Below are 18,770 nucleotides of genomic sequence, written 5' to 3'. Positions count from 1 at the left end.
GAAACCGCAGGGTTGCGCGCAATTTAAGCCGCTGGCGACGACCAAGCAAGCGCTCGGGCAGAAGATAGTTTCAAGTGTTTACAAACCAAGCGCTTGCTTGGTAGCCTCCAGACACTTCTGTCGCAGGTTCCTGAGTCGGAGATAAAAATGCCAACCACCGTCCGCATCGGATGCGCCAGTGCCTTTTGGGGTGACACGTCGACCGCCGCCGCTCAGCTTGTGGCAGGAGGACGCCTGGATTATCTGGTGTTCGATTACCTGGCCGAGATCACCCTGTCGATCATGGCTGGCGCACGCATGAAAGACCCACAGACCGGATTCGCCAGCGACTTCATCGACGTGCTGACGCCGCTACTGCCGCAACTGGCCGAGCAGAAAATCCGTGTCATCAGTAATGCCGGCGGGGTCAACCCGCTGGCTTGCGCCGCCGCCCTGCAAGCCGCCTGTGACAAGGCTGGCACTGCGCTGAAAATCGCCGTGCTGCTGGGCGATGACCTGCAACCGCAACTCAAGTCACTCACCGGCCAAGGCATCACCGAGATGTTCAGCGGCGCCCCGCTGCCACCAATGTGCGTGTCGACCAACGCCTACCTCGGCGCACCGGGCATTGTCGAGGCACTGCGCCTGGGCGCCGACATCGTCATCACCGGGCGGGTGGTCGACAGTGCCGTGGTCAGTGCAGCGCTGGTGCACGAGTTCGGCTGGTCGTGGCATGACTACGACAAACTCGCCCAAGCCGCGCTGGCCGGGCATATCATCGAATGCGGTGCGCAATGTACCGGCGGTAATTTCACCGATTGGCGCGATGTTCCGGATTACGAGCACATCGGCTTCCCGATCGTAGAGGTCAGCGCCGACAGCCAATTCATCGTCAGCAAGCCCGAGGGCTCCGGCGGACTGGTCACACCGCTGACCGTCGGCGAACAGTTGCTCTATGAAATCGGCGATCCACAGGCGTATCTGTTGCCCGATGTGGTCTGCAATTTCAGTCAGGTCAAACTACAGCAGCAGGGCAAAAACGGGGTGCATGTACAGGGTGCCAAAGGCCTGCCGCCCAGTGACAAATACAAAGTCAGTGCCACGTACCCGGACGGTTTTCGCTGCACCGCCAGTTGCCTGATCGCCGGCATTGACGCGGTGGCAAAGGCACGCCGCGTCGGTCAGGCCATTATCGACAAGACTGCGCAAATGTTCAGCCAGCGTGGCTGGATGCCCTACAGCGAAACCAGCCTCGAACTGCTCGGCAGTGAAGCCACTTATGGCCCCCATGGCCAGCGTCGCGACACGCGAGAGGTGGTGATCAAACTGGCTGTACGCCATCCGAACAAGCAAGCGCTGATCCTGTTCTCCCGGGAGATCGCCCAGGCTGCCACGGGCATGGCGCCGGGGCTCACCGGCATCGTCGGCGGCCGGCCGACGGTGTACCCGGTCATTCGTCTGTTCTCGTTCCTGATCGATAAAAGTGCCTGCACCCTGCAAATCGACCAGGCCGGTGAGCGACACCCCTGCGCCCTGCCCGCATTGATTGCTCTCGACAGCCAGAACCTGCCCATCGCCGATCAACCACCAAAACCTGAGGGCCGCGCCGACGCCAGCGTCGCGTTGGTGAAACTCGCCGTGGCGCGCTCTGGCGACAAGGGCAACCACAGCAACATCGGTGTGATGCCGCGCAAGCCTGAATACCTGCCATGGATCGCTGAAGCGCTGACCCCAGCGGTCATCGTCGACTGGATGAGCCACGTCCTCGACCCGCTCCACGGTCGGGTCGAACGCTGGTACCTGCCGGGCACCCACAGTTTGAATTTTCTCCTGGAAAACGCTCTCGGCGGCGGTGGCGTGGCCAGTCTGCGTATCGATCCGCAAGGCAAAGCCTTCGCCCAGCAACTGCTGGAAATCCAGATCCCGGTGCCGCAGAGCATCGCCGAACAGCTCGACTAGAGGATTGTTTGCATGGCTTACGCGTCGATTTTCAGAGCCGATCTGTTCAGCGGCCAAACCATCATCGTCACTGGCGGCGGCAGCGGCATCGGTCGCTGCACCGCCCATGAACTGGCGGCGCTCGGTGCCAAGGTGCTGCTGGTCGGACGCAAACCTGAAAAGCTGCAGAAGGTCGCCGCCGAAATCGCCGAGGACGGTGGCCGTGCACACTGCAAGGCTTGCGATATTCGCGATGAAGAGGCGGTGAAGGAATTGGTCAAGGTGCTGATCGCCGAGCACGGGCCGATCCACGGTTTGGTCAACAATGCCGGCGGTCAGTACCCGTCACCGCTGGCGTCGATCAATCAGAAAGGTTTCGAAACCGTGCTACGCACCAATCTGGTCGGCGGTTTCCTGATGGCCCGGGAAGTGTTCAACCAGTCGATGAGCAAACACGGTGGCAACATCGTCAACATGCTCGCCGACATGTGGGGCGGCATGCCCGGCATGGGCCACTCGGGCGCCGCGCGTTCAGGCATGGACAACTTCACCAAAACTGCCGCCTTCGAGTGGGGATACGCCGGGGTGCGAGTCAACGCGGTCGCGCCGGGCTGGATCGCCTCCAGTGGCATGGACACCTACGAAGGGGCGTTCAAAGCGGTGATCCCGACCCTGCGTGAACATGTGCCGCTCAAGCGCATCGGCACCGAATCGGAAGTCAGCGCGGCGATTGTATTTCTGCTCAGCCCGGCAGCGGCATTCATCAGTGGCAGCACGCTGAAAATCGATGGTGCCGCCAGCATCGGCTGCCGTGCATGGCCGTTGCACAAGGCGACCCACAGTGACTCATTCAACGGTTTCCACCGCGCTTACCTTCCCGACGTTTTGCAGGACAAGGAGTAAGCCATGGCGCAGATCCAGTCCCAACTCGACCCGCACAGCGAGGCATTCGCCCGCAACCGCGCAGCAATGCTCGCCGCCATCGAACACGTCCAGCAACTGGAACAGAACCTGTTGAACAAGGCCGCCGAAGCCAAGCCGAAATTCGACAAGCGCGGCCAACTGCTGCCCCGAGAACGCCTGAACCTGCTGCTCGACCCCGGCGCGCCGTTTCTCGAACTGGCCAGCCTTGCCGGTTACAAACTGCACGATGACAAGGATGGCAGCGCGGCCGGTGGCGGCTTGATTGCCGGCATCGGTTACGTGTCTGGCATTCGTGCGCTGGTGGTGGCGAACAACAGTGCGATCAAGGGCGGCACGATCTCACCCAGCGGTCTGAAAAAATCCCTGCGCCTGCAACAGATCGCTCAGGAGAACAAACTGCCGGTCATCACCCTCGCCGAAAGCGGTGGCGCCAACCTCAATTATGCCGCGGAGATTTTCGTCGAAGGCGCACGCAGTTTTGCCAATCAGGCGCGGATGTCGGCCATGGGTTTACCGCAGATTACCGTCGTACACGGCTCGGCGACGGCTGGCGGCGCGTACCAACCGGGGTTGTCGGATTACGTGGTGGTGGTGCGCGGCAAGGCCAAGCTGTTTCTTGCCGGCCCCCCTTTGCTTAAAGCCGCCACAGGCGAAGTGGCCACGGATGAAGAATTGGGCGGCGCCGAGATGCACGCGCAAGTTGCCGGGACTGCCGAATACCTGGCCGAAAACGATGCCGACGGGGTACGCCAGGTGCGCGAAATCCTGCGCATGCTGCCGTGGAACGAGCAACTGCCGTGGTTGCCGGAACCGCAATATAAAGAGCCGCTCTACCCCATCGACGAGTTGCTGGGGCTGATACCGGACGACCCGAAAAAGCCCTACGACGTGCGCGAAATCATCGCGCGCATCGCTGACGAATCCTGCTTCCTCGAATTCAAAGGCGAATTCGATCAGCAAACCCTTTGCGGCCAATTGAAAATTCAGGGGCGCGCCTGCGGGTTCATCGGCAACAACGGCCCGATCACCCCCAACGGCGCGAGCAAAGCGGCGCAATTCATTCAACTGTGCGATCAGAGCCAGACACCGCTGCTGTTCTTCCACAACACCACAGGCTTCATGGTCGGCACCGAGTCGGAGCAGCAAGGCGTGATCAAACACGGCTCGAAACTCATTCAAGCCGTGGCCAATGCCAGGGTGCCTAAACTGACGATTGTCGTGGGCGGCTCCTACGGCGCCGGCAACTACGCGATGTGCGGGCGCGGTCTCGATCCGCGCTTCATTTTCGCCTGGCCCAACAGCCGCACGGCCGTGATGGGTGGGGCTCAGGCGGGTAAAGTCCTGCGCATCGTCACCCAAGCCAAGCAGCTCAAGGACGGCCTGACGCCTGATCCGAAAATGCTCGACATGCTCGAACAGGCCACCGCACAGAAACTCGACAGCCAATCCACCGCCCTCTACGGCAGCGCCAACCTGTGGGACGACGGGCTGATCGACCCCCGCGATACGCGCACCCTGCTGGGCTACTTGCTGGATATTTGCCACGAAGCCGACCTCCGCGCCCTGCAACCCAACAGCTTCGGCGTCAGCCGGTTCTGATCGCCACGGATCTTACGGAGAACAATAAAAATGATCTTCACCCCGGAACACGAAGCACTGCGCCGCACCGTCCGCCAATTCGTCGAGCACGAGATCAATCCACATGTCGACGAATGGGAAAAGGCCGGACGCTTTCCGATCCACGACATTTTCCGCAAGGCAGGCGATCTGGGCTTGCTGGGGATTTCCAAACCGGAAAAATTCGGCGGCATGGGCCTTGATTACAGCTATTCGATTGTCGCCGCCGAAGAGTTCGGCACCATTCACTGCGGTGGCATTCCGATGTCGATCGGCGTGCAGACCGACATGTGCACCCCGGCGCTGGCCCGCTTCGGCTCCGATGAACTGCGTGAAGCATTCCTGCGCCCGGCCATCAGCGGCGAGCAGGTCGGCTGTATCGGTGTCTCGGAAGTGGGCGCTGGCTCCGACGTCGCCGGGCTGAAAACCAACGCCCGCAAGGATGGCGACGACTACGTGATCAACGGCAGCAAAATGTGGATCACCAACTCACCAAGCGCTGATTTCATCTGTCTGCTGGCCAATACCTCCGACGACAAGCCGCACATCAACAAATCGCTGATCATGGTGCCGATGAACACACCCGGGATCAGTCTCAGTTCGCATCTGGACAAACTCGGCATGCGCAGCTCGGAAACCGCTCAGGTGTTTTTCGACAACGTGCGCATCCCGCAGCGCAACCGCATCGGCCATGAAGGCGCCGGCTTCATGATGCAGATGCTGCAGTTTCAGGAAGAACGTCTGTTCGGTGCGGCGAACATGCTCAAGGGCCTGGAATACTGCGTCGACAGCACCATCGAGTACTGCAAGGAGCGCAAAACCTTCGGCAACGCCCTGATCGACAATCAGGTCATCCACTTTCGCCTCGCCGAATTGCAGACCGAAATCGAATGCCTGCGGGCACTGGTCTACCAGGCCACCGAGCAATACATCAAAGGCCAGGACGTCACGCGCCTGGCCTCGATGGCCAAGCTCAAGGCCGGGCGTCTGGGTCGCGAAGTCAGCGACAGTTGCCTGCAATATTGGGGCGGTATGGGTTTCATGTGGGATAACCCGGTGGCCCGCGCTTACCGCGATGTGCGGCTGGTGTCGATTGGCGGCGGTGCCGACGAAATCATGCTGGGGATCATCTGCAAACTGATGGGCATCCTGCCGGGGAAAAAAAAATGAGCCCCCTGCCCGATTGCCAGACACTGCTATTGGAGCGGCACGGCGGCGTACTGCACGTCACCCTCAATCGCCCGCAAAGCCGCAATGCAATGAGCCTGCAGATGGTCGCCGAACTGCGCGCGATGCTGGCGGCGGTTCGCGATGAGCGTGCCATTCGAGCCTTGGTACTCAGCGGTGCCGGTGGACATTTTTGTGCAGGCGGCGACATCAAGGACATGGCCAACGCCCGCACTCAGGGTGCAGATGCCTACCGCCACTTGAACCGTGCGTTCGGGGCATTGCTGGAAGAAGCACAACACGCGCCGCAAGTGCTGATTTGCGTGCTGCAAGGCGCCGTGATGGGCGGCGGTTTCGGACTGGCGTGTGTCAGCGATATCGCGATTGCCGATCACCAGGCGCAATTCGGTTTGCCGGAAACCAGCCTGGGCCTGATCCCCGCGCAGATCGCACCGTTTGTATTGCAACGCATCGGCCTGACTGAAACCCGTCGACTGGCGCTGACAGCAGCACGTTTCGACGGCCATCAGGCACGCCGTTTGGGGCTGGTGCATTTTGTCGAGCAGGATGCGCAGGCCCTGGCCGAGCGCCTGGATGAGGTGCTGCAGCATGTCCTGTGTTGCGCGCCGGAGGCGAATGCTGCGACGAAGAAATTGCTGCTGGCCAGTGCCGGGCAACCGTCAAGTGAATTACTCGATGAAGCGGCGCAGTGGTTCAGCGAAGCGGTGACGAGTACTGAAGGCATCGAGGGCACCATGGCGTTCATGCAAAAACGCAAACCCGGGTGGGCCACCTAAAAGCTTCGCGAGCAGGCCAGCACATACACCGCAACTTTCGAGGGAACAGCCCATGCCCGCCATTCAGAAAATCCTGATCGCCAACCGCGGTGAAATCGCCTGCCGTATCCAGCGCACCGCACAGGCCCTGGGCTATCGCACCGTCGCGGTGTTCAGTGAAGCCGACGCCGATGCGCTGCACGTAAAAATGGCTGATCAAGCCGTGCCCATCGGTGCGGCGCCAGTGCAGCAGTCCTACCTGAACATCCCGGCCATTCTCGATGCCGCCCGCCGCAGCGGCGCCGATGCCGTCCACCCCGGCTATGGTTTTCTTTCGGAAAACGCCGCATTCGCCCGCGCCTGCGAACAGGCTGGTTTGACCTTCATCGGACCAAGTGCCGACGCCATCGAACTGATGGGCAGCAAACGTCTGTCGAAAATCGCCATGCTCGAAGCCGGCGTGCCGTGCATCGCCGGCTACCAAGGTGCAGAACAGGACGACAGCACATTGCTGCGCGAAGCCGAACGCATCGGCTATCCATTGATGATCAAAGCCAGCGCAGGCGGAGGCGGACGCGGCATGCGTCTGGTGCACAACGCGTCGCAATTGCCGGCGCAATTGCGTACCGCACGTTCGGAAGCGTTGAACGGATTCGGCAGTGACGAATTGATCCTCGAACAAGCGCTGATCGAACCGCGCCACGTTGAAGTGCAACTGTTCGGCGATCAGCACGGCAACCTTATCTACCTTGGCGAACGCGACTGCTCGATCCAGCGTCGTCATCAGAAAGTCATCGAAGAAGCACCCTGCCCGGTGATGACCGCCGAACTGCGCCAGGCCATGGGTGAGGCCGCGCTCAAGGCCGGACGTGCAGTGAACTACGTCGGCGCCGGTACCGTGGAGTTTCTGCTCGATGCCCGCGGGCAATTCTACTTCCTGGAAATGAACACGCGCCTGCAAGTGGAGCACCCGGTGACTGAGTTGGTTACCGGGCTGGACCTGGTCGCCTGGCAACTGTTGGTCGCCGAAGGACAGCCACTGCCGTTGACTCAGGATCAGGTGCAACTCAATGGCCATGCCATGGAAGTGCGGCTCTATGCCGAAGACCCGGCACAGGACTTTGTGCCGCAAACCGGGCGCATTGAAGCCTGGGAGCCAGCGCTTTTGCACGGCGCACGCATCGATCATGGCCTGCTCGAAGGTCAAACGATCAGCCCGTTCTACGACCCGATGCTCGGCAAACTGATTGCCCACGGTGCCACCCGCGAAGAGGCGCGGCGCAAACTGTTGCGTGCCGTGCAGGACACGGTGTTGCTGGGTGTGCAAAGCAATCAGCGTTTGCTGGTCAGCCTGCTGCAACAGGCGCAATTTGTCAGGGGTGCGTTCAGCACGGCGTTCATTGCCCAGCACTTTTCGGATCACGAAAGCCTGCACAGCTACGTGCCCAGTACCGAACAACTGGCAATCGCCGCGGTGCTGTTCTACCACTCAAGCGCCCGCCTCCACCGCACGGCATTGGCGGGTTGGCGCAACAATGCCAATGTGCCGCTGCACTATCGCCTCGGGCTCGATTCGCAGGACTGGATGCTGCAACTACTCCCGCGCGGGCAAAACACCTTCCAGGTGCTAGTGGCGCAACAGACCCTGGAACTCAAAATCATCGACCACACGCCGCTGGCGTTGACGCTGGAGATCGACGGTTTGCGCCAGCGACACGCCTATCGGCTCAATGCTGAGCGACTCTGGCTGTTCACCCATCCCGGCAACCTGCACCTTGAGAATCGAACTCACGCGGTCATCGGCAGTCAGACCAGCGTCAGCTCCGGCACGCTAAAAGCACCGATGGACGGCGCCATCGTCGACGTACTGGTCAGCGAAGGCAGCGCAGTCAGCAAAGGTCAGTTGCTGGTGGTGCTGGAGGCAATGAAAATGGAGCACCCGCTCAAGGCCGGCATTGACGGCGTGCTCAAGCGGGTGCAGGTCAAGGTCGGCGATCAGGTAAAAAATCGTCAGATCCTGTTGCAAGTGGAGTGAGTCGCCAGGCGCAAACGCAGGGTTTGACTACGCTCTGATGAATCAGGACGCGGAAATCAGGAACCCTGCGATGCCTCACTGGCTGGTCATAGATCTGGAAGCCACCACCGACGAGGGTGGCTGGCCGGTCACCGAAATGGAAATTATCGAGATCGGCGCCACGCTGGTTGATCGTACCGGACGCGAGCAGGATCACTTCCAGCGCTTCGTCAAACCGACACGACGGCCCTTGCTGACGCCGTTCTGTCGCGAACTCACACACATCACTCAAGCCAATATCGACGCGGCGCTGCCGTTGACCGAGGTTTGGCCGGCCTTCGAACGCTGGCTCGGTCAGCATCAGACGCGCCTCGAAGGCTGGGTGAGCTGGGGCGATTACGACCGCAAACAACTACTTCAGGAATGGCAGCGGCTGCAATTCGACAGCGCCTTAAGCCGGGTGCCGCACATGAACCTCAAGCAACGCTTCGCCAAGGCCCGGCGCCTGGAGCGGCCGCTGGGCCTCAATGGTGCGCTGCAACTGGCCGGGATGCAGTTCAGTGGTCAGCAACACCGAGCGCTGGAGGATGCACGCAACACCGCGCGCCTGCTGCCGCTGGTTCTGCCGCTTTAGGGGCGTGACGGCGTTAAAAGCCTTGTGCATACTGGCCGCCTCACTTTTTAGCCCTTTTCGAGGAATCGCCCATGTTTAAAGTCAACGAGTACTTCGACGGCACCGTCAAGTCGATCGCCTTTGGCACCGCTGAAGGTCCGGCGACCATCGGCGTCATGGCCCCGGGCGAATACGAATTCGGCACCAGCCAGCGTGAAATCATGCACGTAGTGTCTGGCGCACTGACCGTCAAACTGCCGGACAGCAACAACTGGGAAACCTTCGCCGCCGGAAGCCAGTTCAACGTGCCGGCCAACAGCAAATTCCAGCTGAAAGTCGCGGTCGACACCGCTTACCTGTGCGAATACCGCGGCTAAACCCAGCGGGTTCATGCGCGATAAAAAAAAAATGCCCGTGTCCAAGGACACGGGCATTTTTCGTTCTGGCATCGATTACTCGAGAATTTCTACCGCCATCCCGACTTCCAGACGACCATTGCCGTCGTTGACCAGATTCTGACCGAACATCGCACCGTCGGCCTGGGCACGGGTTTTCTGCAGGGTCGCCAGCGGTTCACGATCAGCGCTGCGCTCGCCGGTCTGCGGATCAATCGTGGTCAGAATGCAACGCGAGCATGACTTGACCACGCGCAATTCGACATCGCCGATACGGATACGCTTCCAGCTGTCTTCGGCGTACGCCTCGCTGCCTTCGATCACCAGATTCGGCCGGAAACGCAGCATTTCCAACGGCCGCCCGACCTGTTTCGACAGGTGTTGCAACGAGGCTTCACCGATCAGCAACAGTGGAAAACCATCGGCGAAGGCGACTTGGTCGTCGTCCTTGCCAAAACCGGCCTGAGTCGTGCGTGCCCGGTCCAGCGGTACTTGCACCAGACGGGTCGGTTTACCGATGAATTCGCTGACCCAATTTGCCGCTTCGTCACCGGCATCCGGCACACGCAACGTGTCGCGCCAGATGGTCACGCCACGTAACTGCGCATCGCTGGCAGGCAAGGTGATGTCGATTGAAGCATACTCAGGCGCGCTCAAGGTGAGACCACCCTGAGCATTCCAAAGCGCGGACAGCTGGCTCATTTTCGCTTCGGCGCGTTGGGTCAGGAAACGGCCGCTGGCTTCGTCGACCAACATCCAGCGTCGATCGCCCTCCAGTCCCAGCTTGTCCAGGCTGATCCCTTGCAGAACCTCGGCCTTGCCGGATTTCAACGGGTAACGATAAAGCGCGCTCAGACGCAGCATGGCCAACTCCCTTGTGGGCAAAAACGCCACCCTATACGAGCTTCACCCGCGAATCAAAGGCTGACGAGAGGTCAGCCTTCGAACAGATCCATCACGCTGGCACTTCGTCGAGCATCAGACGCTGGCGTACCACGTCGACCAGTTTGTCCGGCTGGAACTTGGAGAGGAAATTGTCGCAGCCAACCTTCTTCACCATCGATTCGTTGAAACTGCCGGACAACGAGGTGTGCAACACCACATACAGACCACGCAGACGTGGATCGTTACGAATTTCGGTGGTCAGGCGATAGCCGTCCATCTCCGGCATTTCCGCATCGGTGAATACCATCAGCAGTTTGTCCGTCATGTTCACGCCGGTATCCGCCCAAGCCTTGAGCATGTTCAGTGCCTTCAGACCATCGCTGGCAATGTGCATTTTCACGCCGAGCTGGCCGAGGGTGTCACGCAATTGCGAGAGCGCCACGTTGGAGTCGTCCACCAACAGGACTTCGCGATCACGGGCGCGTTCCAGCACCGGATCGTCGAGTTTGTCACGCGAGACCTTGGCGTTGTACGGGACGATCTCGGCAAGCACTTTCTCGACATCGATGATTTCCACCAGTTGATCGTCGACTTTGCTGATCGCCGTCAGATAGTGTTGACGGCCAGCACTGGTCGGCGGCGGCAAAATGGCTTCCCAGTTCATGTTGACGATGCGATCCACACCACCAACGAGGAATGCCTGCACCGAACGGTTGTACTCGGTAACGATGATGGTGCTGTTCGGACCAGGTACCAGTGGACGCATACCGATTGCTTGCGACAGGTCGATCACCGGCAACGTCTGCCCACGCAGGTTGACCACGCCGCAGACGAACGGGTGACGCTGAGGCATCAGGGTCAGCTTTGGCAGTTGCAGCACTTCCTGAACCTTGAACACGTTGATCGCGAACAATTGGCGCCCGGCCAGCCGGAACATGAGAATTTCCAGGCGATTCTCACCCACCAGTTGCGTGCGTTGGTCTACCGTGTCGAGAATGCCGGCCATCAATGACTCCTGGGCTTGTTCTGATGAATTCACTAAAAGGGGTTATCGGCGGTCTATGACGAATCTTGATTCCCGCAAAATTCACCATCAAAATGCCATAACGCACCATTGATGTCACATTAACATCATGCTTTACTGGCGCCGTGATTTTCATCTGCTACATTCTTTGCGGCGCGACCTCGGTTTGCACTGTAGGTTCCCGCGCCTAAGGGATTCCCCTAGTAACAATCAGGATCAACCTGATATTCGCAATATCCAATAGCCATTAATGTGACGCCATTCTCATTGCATGAACGGAGTCAGGCTATTGTGTGCGATCGCAGTTCAGTGGCAACAACCCCTCTGGAACCTCTCAGTCTGTGCACCTGCACGTCTGGGCGCGATCTCCCGACGATTCATGATCGTCGTCACACACGGCACTCCCTCACCAGACATGACGTTGTGGAGATAAGCATGCCGATCGACCGTAAAGAGTGGGCGCAACGCTTCCCCGAATTTCTGGTCGAGGCCGAAACGCTCCTGGCCAAGTCCGAAGAATGCCTCAGCCATCTACAACTGATCAGCAACGACAAGGACGCCATCGACTGCATGCTCAGCACGCTGCTCAAGCTTGCAAGCAGGGCTGAGGCCCTGGCGCTTGAGGCTATTTCCGAGTTCTCCCGGCACATTTACGACTTGCTCAACCCGGTGCAGGACCACGTCGACCTGCACGAACAGGCCCTGGTTGCCTTGAAAGATTGCTTCACGCTGATGGCCTGGCAACTTGAACTGGTCGATCAGAGCACCGGACAACTGAGCCTCGATAAAAGTGAACAGGCCTCGCTGATCGATGCCTTCGCCTTTCAAGTCGGTCAAACTCGGTTTCAGCCAGCCCCCACCGCCAAACGTTTGCCCCTCCTGGCCTTTTCGGAGCGACAGGCCTGATCCGGCGCACGCCATGACTGAAGAGGCCGCCAAATGTCGTGATTGAATAGTTCATGCCTGTCAGCGACAAATCGAATTAAATCATCACACCTGACAGCCATGGATATTTCCGGCTGGGCTCAGGGTTTACCTGTGTGTTGAAACTCAACTTCAGGCACGCAGATATCTATTGAACACAATAGATTGACTTTTCCCATTATGGCAATTGTGCCCGACACCACACATATTCCTGACTTCTCGGACATATATAGCAAGCGCGACCAACGGTATCTTAAGTGGTATTATGCCGCCCATTAGTTGCTCTCAAGTTAATGGCACAGTGACTCCACCTATAGGCACTCCAGCGAAGTTGGCAGCCAAACACGATCACTGAACCGCGTTGAAATCAATAACATAATTGACAGCATTTTCAGACAGAGACCCGCCAGCCACCGGCCGGTCTACCCGCAGCGAACATCCATTGGCTCCATCCGTTATGTACGCCAGTCTCAAGTCAATCACCACATGGCCACCCTCTCGGGAAAACGCCCGCCGGTTCACACTCATCCTTTGTGTCGCGGCCACACTTGGCAGCCTGTTGACCTATGGCTTTTCCGCACACATTGGCCTCGGCCTGTTGTTGCTTGACGTCGCGGCTACCACCTGTGTCTGGGTGCAATATCGGCTGTCACGCAAATCAATCAAATTCCAGCCGCAGGAGCTCGCCGACCGCCTGCTCGAAGTCCAGGAAAACGAGCGCCACCGCCTTAGCCGCGAGCTGCACGATGATATCGGCCAATTGCTGACCGCCGCCAAGCTGCAGAGCGACTGGCTCAAACGGCGGATGCCGGAAGACTTGCAGGACCAATGCACCGCACTGTGCGAAACCCTTGAGGAAACGCTCAACAAGGTGCGCGATGTTTCGGCCATTCTCAATCCTCGCCAATTGACCAGCCTTGGCCTTGAAGCCAGCCTGAGAGCACATCTGCTCAAGACATTGACTCATACAAGCGTGCACTGGAGCCTCGATTGCCAGCAGCGCCTTAACGGCATCCCGGAAGAAATGGCGGTCGCCGCCTTTCGCATCACCCAGGAGGCGGTGACCAATATCCTGCGTCACGCGCAGGCGAAAAATCTGGTGATACGCGTGCAACGCCTGCCAAAGGGCCTGACGTTGCTGATCAGCGATGACGGACGGGGATTTGCCCCTGCCGCCAATCCAGGTCGTGAAGGACAGCGAGGCATGGCCGGGATGGCCGAACGGATCGAGCAATTGGGTGGCACCCTGAACGTTATCAGTGAGCCCGGCAAAGGCACTCGAATCGAAGCACTTTTCCCCTGGGCCCCCCGTGCACTCGAACGGGCCAGTACGAATAAGGTTATGCGTTGACTTGCAACTTACTTCTGGTGGATGACCACTCGCTGATCAGGGCCGGCGTGCGCGCTCTGGTGCTGGATATTCCCGGTTACGCGGTGATTGGCGAGGCCAATGACGGCTCGCAATTGCTCGAAATGGTCGAGCAACTGAGTCCCGATATCGTGCTGCTGGATATTTCCATGAAAGAAACCGGCGGGCTGGAAGCTTTGCAACGGTTAAAGCGCGTGCGTGCGCAGAGCAAAGTGCTGATCCTGTCGATGCACACCGACCCTGCGCTGATCATGCAGGCACTGGAGTCCGGTGCCCACGGCTACCTGCTCAAGGACACCACAGCCACCGAACTCGAGCACGCCCTGGAAGCCTTGCGCAACAACGAGCGTTACTTGAGTCCGGCCATCGCCCACACCGTGATCAACCAGGCGCTGACCCGCAATCAGAAGCAGCAACCGGAAACCGCCGACTCGCACAACCTGACTGCCCGACAGCTGGAAATCCTGCGTTTGATCGTACGCGGCAAATCCACCCGGGAAATCGCCAATGGCCTGGGTTTGAGCATCAAGACTGTAGAGACCCACCGTTCGCAGATCATGAAACGCCTGCAAATCTACGATGTGGCGGGCCTTGTACTGTTCGCCGTGCGCGAACAGATCATCAGTCTGGACGACTGACTGATGGCTTGATGGTCAATAGCGGCGAACTCCTCGGCAGGTGAACCTGCAACGCCGCTGGCCGCGCCTCGAACCGCATGCTGCTGCCTTCCAGCGGCTCACCATCAAGATTGATGTACAGCCCTTCAGCGACCTTGATTTCGACCCAAGGCAATCGGGTTCTGACAAACATGTTGTCGATACCGAAACCATCGCTGAGCAGCGACTTCAAGGTGCCGGCCAACTCCTGTGGTGCGGGCAAGATGCTGATATCAAGCAAACCGTCATCGGCCAGCGCCTGCGGACACAATACATGCCCGCCACCCGCCTGACGCCCGTTGCCGATCCCCAATGCCAGCAACTCGCCGCTCCAATGGAAATCCGGCCCTTGCAGCTCACCATAAGCAGCATGCAGCTCACTGAACCGCGACAAACCGGTGAACAGATAGGCTGCACCACCCAATACTTTTTTCAGCTCTTCTGAAGTATTGGCCGTAACCTGACTGCCGAAACCGCCGGTAGCCATATTCAGGAAGACCTGCCCGCCCACTTCCCCCAGATCAATGTCACACGGCGGTACATCAAGAAGTTCAAGCGCATTGGCCGGCTCCAGCGGGATCCCTGCTGCGCGGGAAAAGTCGTTGGCAGTTCCCAAAGGCAATAGCACCAGACTGGCTTTGCCTGGATGCGCCGCAAGGGTTTCGGCGATATCGCGCAACGTGCCGTCTCCGCCGCCAGCAATAATTTTCGTGTACCCGTCCGCCAACGCTTGCTCGACCCATCGCTGGGCATCCCCAGCTTCCCAGGTCAGGCGTACCGCCAACTCCCAGCCTTGCTTGCGCTTGTTCTCTACCGCGGTGCGAACGGCCTCGTTGAGTGCCTGCTTGCCATGCAGAACCAACAGCGCCCGGCGTTCACTCATAGCGTCACTCCCTGAATTGAATCGATTGAAACATGTTGACCGCCGTGTCGCGCAAAAAAGCCACAGCAATGACAATTAATTCAATTGCCGGCCGAAGCGTCCTACACAGCGGTACTTTTTCTTACGAAACATGCGAAATCGGCTCAATTGACCACACAGAACAGTTGGGTCACCGTGTGCCGGCGGTATCAATCATCAATCCGACAACACAAGGATGTGCATGTAATGAGTGGAAACTCCCCAAGGTTTTTTAATAGCTCGAAAGATGAAAAAGGTCGCTGGCGTACATTTGAAACAGCAAGTGGATATGTCCATGTCAAGCCATGAAGCCAGAATGCCAGTGAGTCCGGTTGCCCCTCTCGCCGAATGTCGCGCGAGTCACAAGTCCGATTTCAAAAGCAGCACCAAGACCACTGGAGAAACAGATATGGAACCTCGTGTGACCGAGTTGGAAACCCACCTCAAATACATTCGACGGGACATGGACGAAGTCCGAAGTGACGTCAGAACGATCAAACACCGTCTCGCCTACTCGGCGGGCGCAACAGCCGTAGTGCTGAGTCTGTTGGGTTGGGTGGCCAATAGCCGATTCGACCAGCTTGTTGCACTGATCAGCCATTGACCGAACGAAACATTGCAGGCGTCGACAGGATCAGTCGACGCCTGCATTTGCGAAGCAGGGTTCAGCCCAGGAGATCACTCAGCGGAATGAAGACGACCTCGTCTCCTTCGAGCAGAGTGCCCCCCTCCAATACTTCAACCAATCCGTCTGCCCACGCGGCGCTGCGCAACACACCTGAGCTCTGGTTACGGTAGATAGTCGCCCTCCCCTGTTCAAGACGCCCCCGCAAGTATTCACGCCGATTGCCGGCAACAGGCCAGACAAAGCCTGCTGGCACCTTGAACTTCAGGGGGCCGACATCCCGCACGCCTTGGCGCCTCATCAGGTAAGGCCGAGCCAGCAGCGCGAAAGTCACCAACGTCGAAGCCGGGTTACCGGGCAACCCGATAACGGGCACATTGCGGAAATGGCCAAATATCAGCGGCTTTCCGGGCTTGATTGCCAGCTTCCAAAGGCCCAGTTCGCCCTCTTCTCGCAAAGCGACACCCAGAAAATCAGCCTCTCCCACCGAAACGCCTCCGGTGGAAAGAATCAGATCAACATCCTGCAACTCACCCAAGCGAGCGCGGGTGGCAGCCAGATCATCCGGAAGAATGCCTGCGTCGACCACTTCACAGCCCAGACGCTGTAACCAACTGCACAGCAGCACCCGATTACTGTTGTAGATCTGCCCTGGCCCCAGCGGTTGACCCGGCTCGACCAATTCGTCGCCAGTGGAAATCACCGCCACCCGAACCTTGCGCACAACCGTCAGACCGGCGCAGCCCAGCGAAGCAGCCAAACCTTGCTCAATCGGGCCAAGCCGGGTTCCGGCCGACAGGATCAACTCACCGACCGTTGTTTCCTGGCCTTGTGGGCGAATGTTCTGGCCGATCTTCATCGGTTCGATGAAGCGTACGGTTCCATCAGTCTGAACGTCAGCGTTTTCCTGCATTTCTACGCAATCAGCCCCAGACGGTACCGGCGCTCCCGTAAAGATGCGCGCACAGGTACCGGGTTTCAGAGCTTCGGGAGACTGCCCGGCAAACACCTTTTGACTGACTGGCAGAGGTTCGCCGGTCCAGTCGGCCAGGTTCAGGGCATATCCATCCATGGCGCTATTGGGCCAAGGTGGCAGATCGAGGAGCGAAATCAAATCTTCGGCCAGCACCCGACCTTCGACCAGCGCCAGTGGCAAATACTCATGCTCGACGATTGGCGAGGCTTCGGCCATATCCAGCAAACGCGCCAGCGCTTCCTCGACCGGCATCAGCGAGCCCGTCTTGCCCGGCTTACCCACGGGACTCACAAGGCATCGCCTTTTTCAGATGAGGCACGAAATTGCACGGGCGGTGGCGAGCGTCCAATTGCTCGCCAAGAATGCCATCCCAGCCCGTGCGCACGGCGTTGGTCGAACCCGGCAAGCAGCAAACCAGTGTGCCATTCGCCAGGCCGGCCAGCGCACGGGACTGCACGGTAGAGGTGCCGATATCGGCCACCGATATCTGCCGGAACAACTCGCCAAACCCATCCACTTGCTTGTCGAGCAAGCACGCCACGGCTTCCGGCGTGCTGTCACGCCCCGTGAAACCGGTGCCACCGGTGATCAGCACAACCTGCACGACATCATCGGCGATCCAGTGGGCGACTTGCGCTCGAATTTTGTAGAGGTCATCTTTAAGCAAGACACGCTCGGCCAGAACGTGGCCAGCCGCAGTCAAGCGGTCGACGAAGACCTGACCGGAGGTGTCGGTTTCCAGGGTTCGGGTATCGCTGACAGTCAGAACCGCAATATTGAGCGGCACGAAAGGTACATCAGCCTTGGCTTTCATAGGCTCGTCCAGTTGTAGGGGAAACAGCCCGGTGTTATATCACAGCGCCCCTTTTTTTTGCCGCCCCTCTGGAGAGCAGCCATGACCTTGAAGACGCAACTGCCGCCCTGCTCCATTCTCCTTCTGGCAGGCGGACGCGGCCAGCGCATGGGCGGTCAGGACAAAGGTCTGGTGGAGTGGAGGGGCGACCCGCTGATCGCACATTTGCAGCGCAAGACTCGCTCACTGACTGACGACCTGATCATCTCCTGCAATCGCAATCGCGAGCGTTATGCGCTGTTCGCCGATCAATTGGTGATCGATGACGAGAGCGACTTTCCAGGACCATTGGCGGGCATTCGTGCGGGCCTGAAAGCCGCGCGCCATCCTCACCTGCTGGTATTGCCATGTGATGTTCCGAGTATCGACGCAGCGCTGCTGCACGACATGCGCGAAACCGCCAACCGGCATCCTGACAAACCTTTAATGTTGCGCCACGGCAAGCACTGGGAACCTTTGCTCTGCGTGATTCCGGCCGCCCTTTTACCGGCCTTCGAAGACGCCTGGAACGCCGGTGAACGCAGCCCCGGCCGAGTGATGCGCAGCTTGGGCGCCAATGCCCTGCAATGCCCCGACAACGACCCGCGACTGGCTAACCTGAACACCCCCGACCTGTTAAATTCACACAACACCGTGTCAGACTGACATTATCGAAGGAACTCTGACGTCTTGCGTACGTCTCAAGCTCAGTAACCAAAAGAATTCCCATTCGGAGACACACTAATGACTCAACGGACCCTCGCCACTTTCATGCTCGCACTGGGCCTCGCTACCCTCGCCGGTTGCTCCTCGCCTACAGTGATCACCTTGAATGACGGTCGCGAAATCCAGGCCGTCGACACCCCGCAATACGACGAAGATTCAGGTTTCTACGAGTTCAAACAGCTGGACGGTAAAGAAACTCGCATCAACAAGGATCAGGTTCGTACCGTTAAAGAGCTTTAAGCTCTACGTCGACAACGGATACAGAAAAGCCCGCATTTTCATGCGGGCTTTTTCATGGACACTGTCTCGTCCTGAATAAGGTTTACACCTTCTGGCTTCTTATCAGGAGGGTGCAATGGATACGGGCGCAAAACGTAGTCAGCGCGATTACACGCTGACTTTTAAATTGTCGGTTGTCGACCAAGTCGA

At 58.9% G+C, this 18,770-nt stretch carries 19 protein-coding genes; 14 read left to right on the top strand and 5 right to left on the bottom strand.

The features are described 5' to 3' along the window. Positions 1-147 precede the first annotated feature (147 nt). From AACY11_RS21565 to ppnP, 8 genes are all read left to right on the top strand, one after another. Positions 148-1,938 (top strand): acyclic terpene utilization AtuA family protein, encoded by a 1,791-nt coding sequence (locus tag AACY11_RS21565; protein ID WP_339431234.1) that lies wholly within the window; start codon positions 148-150, stop codon positions 1,936-1,938. A gap of 12 nt (positions 1,939-1,950) precedes the next feature. Next, positions 1,951-2,820, top strand: coding sequence for an SDR family oxidoreductase (locus tag AACY11_RS21560; RefSeq protein ID WP_339431233.1), 870 nt, complete (start codon positions 1,951-1,953; stop codon positions 2,818-2,820). A gap of 3 nt (positions 2,821-2,823) precedes the next feature. Next, positions 2,824-4,440, top strand: coding sequence for a geranyl-CoA carboxylase subunit beta (gene atuC, locus AACY11_RS21555; protein WP_339431232.1), 1,617 nt, complete (start codon positions 2,824-2,826; stop codon positions 4,438-4,440). Between the two features lie 30 nt (positions 4,441-4,470). Further along, a complete protein-coding gene (gene atuD / locus AACY11_RS21550; protein WP_339431231.1) occupies positions 4,471-5,628 on the top strand; it encodes a citronellyl-CoA dehydrogenase in 1,158 nt (385 codons plus the stop codon). Next, positions 5,625-6,422, top strand: a complete 798-nt coding sequence (locus AACY11_RS21545) for an enoyl-CoA hydratase/isomerase family protein (RefSeq protein WP_339431230.1) — start codon at positions 5,625-5,627, stop codon at positions 6,420-6,422. Before atuD ends, AACY11_RS21545 begins: the two co-directional genes overlap by 4 nt. Positions 6,423-6,474: 52 nt before the next feature. After that, the gene (locus tag AACY11_RS21540) at positions 6,475-8,436 is read left to right on the top strand and encodes an acetyl/propionyl/methylcrotonyl-CoA carboxylase subunit alpha (RefSeq protein ID WP_339464787.1); all 1,962 of its coding nucleotides are present in this window, start codon (positions 6,475-6,477) and stop codon (positions 8,434-8,436) included. Between the two features lie 70 nt (positions 8,437-8,506). Further along, on the top strand, positions 8,507-9,049 hold the full coding sequence (locus AACY11_RS21535) for an exonuclease domain-containing protein (protein WP_339431228.1): 543 nt from the start codon (positions 8,507-8,509) through the stop codon (positions 9,047-9,049). 71 nt (positions 9,050-9,120) lie between these two features. Continuing rightward, positions 9,121-9,405: a pyrimidine/purine nucleoside phosphorylase gene (gene ppnP, locus AACY11_RS21530; RefSeq protein ID WP_221729165.1), complete on the top strand. Its 285-nt coding sequence runs from the start codon at positions 9,121-9,123 to the stop codon at positions 9,403-9,405. A 75-nt stretch (positions 9,406-9,480) separates the two neighbouring features. Here ppnP and AACY11_RS21525 read toward each other — a convergent pair whose 3' ends face one another. Together AACY11_RS21525 and AACY11_RS21520 are read right to left on the bottom strand one after the other, a co-directional pair. Then, positions 9,481-10,287 carry an MOSC domain-containing protein gene (locus tag AACY11_RS21525; RefSeq protein ID WP_339495688.1) on the bottom strand — a complete coding sequence of 269 codons (807 nt, stop codon included), beginning with the start codon at positions 10,285-10,287 and terminating at the stop codon, positions 9,481-9,483. A gap of 91 nt (positions 10,288-10,378) precedes the next feature. After that, positions 10,379-11,314: a chemotaxis protein CheV gene (locus tag AACY11_RS21520; protein WP_339431226.1), complete on the bottom strand. Its 936-nt coding sequence runs from the start codon at positions 11,312-11,314 to the stop codon at positions 10,379-10,381. A 453-nt stretch (positions 11,315-11,767) separates the two neighbouring features. On the opposite strand from AACY11_RS21520, the gene AACY11_RS21515 reads away from it, so the two are divergent. The 3 genes from AACY11_RS21515 to AACY11_RS21505 all read left to right on the top strand — a co-directional run bounded on the left by AACY11_RS21515 (position 11,768) and on the right by AACY11_RS21505 (position 14,263). After that, positions 11,768-12,238, top strand: a complete 471-nt coding sequence (locus AACY11_RS21515; RefSeq protein ID WP_339431225.1) for a hypothetical protein — start codon at positions 11,768-11,770, stop codon at positions 12,236-12,238. A gap of 475 nt (positions 12,239-12,713) precedes the next feature. Next, entirely contained in the window at positions 12,714-13,607 is an 894-nt protein-coding gene (locus AACY11_RS21510; protein ID WP_339495701.1) for a sensor histidine kinase, read from the top strand. Then, positions 13,604-14,263: a response regulator transcription factor gene (locus tag AACY11_RS21505; protein ID WP_339431224.1), complete on the top strand. Its 660-nt coding sequence runs from the start codon at positions 13,604-13,606 to the stop codon at positions 14,261-14,263. Before AACY11_RS21510 ends, AACY11_RS21505 begins: the two co-directional genes overlap by 4 nt. On the opposite strand, the gene yegS is transcribed toward AACY11_RS21505, so the two are convergent. Then, positions 14,247-15,164 carry a lipid kinase YegS gene (yegS, locus tag AACY11_RS21500; RefSeq protein WP_339431223.1) on the bottom strand — a complete coding sequence of 306 codons (918 nt, stop codon included), beginning with the start codon at positions 15,162-15,164 and terminating at the stop codon, positions 14,247-14,249. The two genes, AACY11_RS21505 and yegS, sit on opposite strands and share 17 nt — an antisense overlap. 313 nt (positions 15,165-15,477) lie before the next feature. On the opposite strand from yegS, the gene AACY11_RS21495 reads away from it, so the two are divergent. Then, on the top strand, positions 15,478-15,786 hold the full coding sequence (locus AACY11_RS21495; protein ID WP_339431274.1) for a hypothetical protein: 309 nt from the start codon (positions 15,478-15,480) through the stop codon (positions 15,784-15,786). Positions 15,787-15,847: 61 nt separating this feature from the next. On the opposite strand, the gene AACY11_RS21490 is transcribed toward AACY11_RS21495, so the two are convergent. Together AACY11_RS21490 and moaB are read right to left on the bottom strand one after the other, a co-directional pair. Further along, positions 15,848-17,074 carry a molybdopterin molybdotransferase MoeA gene (locus AACY11_RS21490; protein ID WP_339495687.1) on the bottom strand — a complete coding sequence of 409 codons (1,227 nt, stop codon included), beginning with the start codon at positions 17,072-17,074 and terminating at the stop codon, positions 15,848-15,850. Continuing rightward, positions 17,058-17,597 carry a molybdenum cofactor biosynthesis protein B gene (moaB, locus tag AACY11_RS21485; RefSeq protein WP_339431221.1) on the bottom strand — a complete coding sequence of 180 codons (540 nt, stop codon included), beginning with the start codon at positions 17,595-17,597 and terminating at the stop codon, positions 17,058-17,060. Before moaB ends, AACY11_RS21490 begins: the two co-directional genes overlap by 17 nt. Before the next feature lie 81 nt (positions 17,598-17,678). Here moaB and mobA point away from each other — a divergent pair, with 81 nt between their 5' ends. Both mobA and AACY11_RS21475 read left to right on the top strand, forming a co-directional pair. Continuing rightward, positions 17,679-18,281, top strand: coding sequence for a molybdenum cofactor guanylyltransferase MobA (gene mobA, locus AACY11_RS21480; protein WP_339495686.1), 603 nt, complete (start codon positions 17,679-17,681; stop codon positions 18,279-18,281). 78 nt (positions 18,282-18,359) lie between these two features. Then, positions 18,360-18,581 (top strand): YgdI/YgdR family lipoprotein, encoded by a 222-nt coding sequence (locus tag AACY11_RS21475; RefSeq protein WP_339431219.1) that lies wholly within the window; start codon positions 18,360-18,362, stop codon positions 18,579-18,581. Positions 18,582-18,770: the final 189 nt, after the last annotated feature.

Origin of the sequence: Pseudomonas sp. RA_105y_Pfl2_P56 (genome assembly GCF_963970845.1) — a bacterium.
Lineage (GTDB): Bacteria > Pseudomonadota > Gammaproteobacteria > Pseudomonadales > Pseudomonadaceae > Aquipseudomonas > Aquipseudomonas baetica_A.
Note: the sequence above shows the minus strand (reverse complement) of the source record. Positions and strands in the feature narration are given on the sequence as shown.

Excerpts from the sequence above, each read along its gene's own strand:
- AACY11_RS21510 (WP_339495701.1), top strand. The coding sequence starts at position 12,714 with ATGTACGCCAGTCTCAAGTCAATCACCACATGGCCACCCTCTCGGGAA.
- AACY11_RS21475 (WP_339431219.1), top strand. The coding sequence starts at position 18,360 with ATGACTCAACGGACCCTCGCCACTTTCATGCTCGCACTGGGCCTCGCT.
- AACY11_RS21525 (WP_339495688.1), bottom strand. The coding sequence starts at position 10,287 with ATGCTGCGTCTGAGCGCGCTTTATCGTTACCCGTTGAAATCCGGCAAG.
- AACY11_RS21545 (WP_339431230.1), top strand. The coding sequence starts at position 5,625 with ATGAGCCCCCTGCCCGATTGCCAGACACTGCTATTGGAGCGGCACGGC.
- atuC (WP_339431232.1), top strand. The coding sequence starts at position 2,824 with ATGGCGCAGATCCAGTCCCAACTCGACCCGCACAGCGAGGCATTCGCC.
- moaB (WP_339431221.1), bottom strand. The coding sequence starts at position 17,597 with ATGAAAGCCAAGGCTGATGTACCTTTCGTGCCGCTCAATATTGCGGTT.
- AACY11_RS21495 (WP_339431274.1), top strand. The coding sequence starts at position 15,478 with ATGTCAAGCCATGAAGCCAGAATGCCAGTGAGTCCGGTTGCCCCTCTC.
- ppnP (WP_221729165.1), top strand. The coding sequence starts at position 9,121 with ATGTTTAAAGTCAACGAGTACTTCGACGGCACCGTCAAGTCGATCGCC.
- atuD (WP_339431231.1), top strand. The coding sequence starts at position 4,471 with ATGATCTTCACCCCGGAACACGAAGCACTGCGCCGCACCGTCCGCCAA.
- AACY11_RS21535 (WP_339431228.1), top strand. The coding sequence starts at position 8,507 with ATGCCTCACTGGCTGGTCATAGATCTGGAAGCCACCACCGACGAGGGT.
- AACY11_RS21560 (WP_339431233.1), top strand. The coding sequence starts at position 1,951 with ATGGCTTACGCGTCGATTTTCAGAGCCGATCTGTTCAGCGGCCAAACC.
- AACY11_RS21540 (WP_339464787.1), top strand. The coding sequence starts at position 6,475 with ATGCCCGCCATTCAGAAAATCCTGATCGCCAACCGCGGTGAAATCGCC.
- yegS (WP_339431223.1), bottom strand. The coding sequence starts at position 15,164 with ATGAGTGAACGCCGGGCGCTGTTGGTTCTGCATGGCAAGCAGGCACTC.
- AACY11_RS21565 (WP_339431234.1), top strand. The coding sequence starts at position 148 with ATGCCAACCACCGTCCGCATCGGATGCGCCAGTGCCTTTTGGGGTGAC.
- AACY11_RS21520 (WP_339431226.1), bottom strand. The coding sequence starts at position 11,314 with ATGGCCGGCATTCTCGACACGGTAGACCAACGCACGCAACTGGTGGGT.
- mobA (WP_339495686.1), top strand. The coding sequence starts at position 17,679 with ATGACCTTGAAGACGCAACTGCCGCCCTGCTCCATTCTCCTTCTGGCA.
- AACY11_RS21515 (WP_339431225.1), top strand. The coding sequence starts at position 11,768 with ATGCCGATCGACCGTAAAGAGTGGGCGCAACGCTTCCCCGAATTTCTG.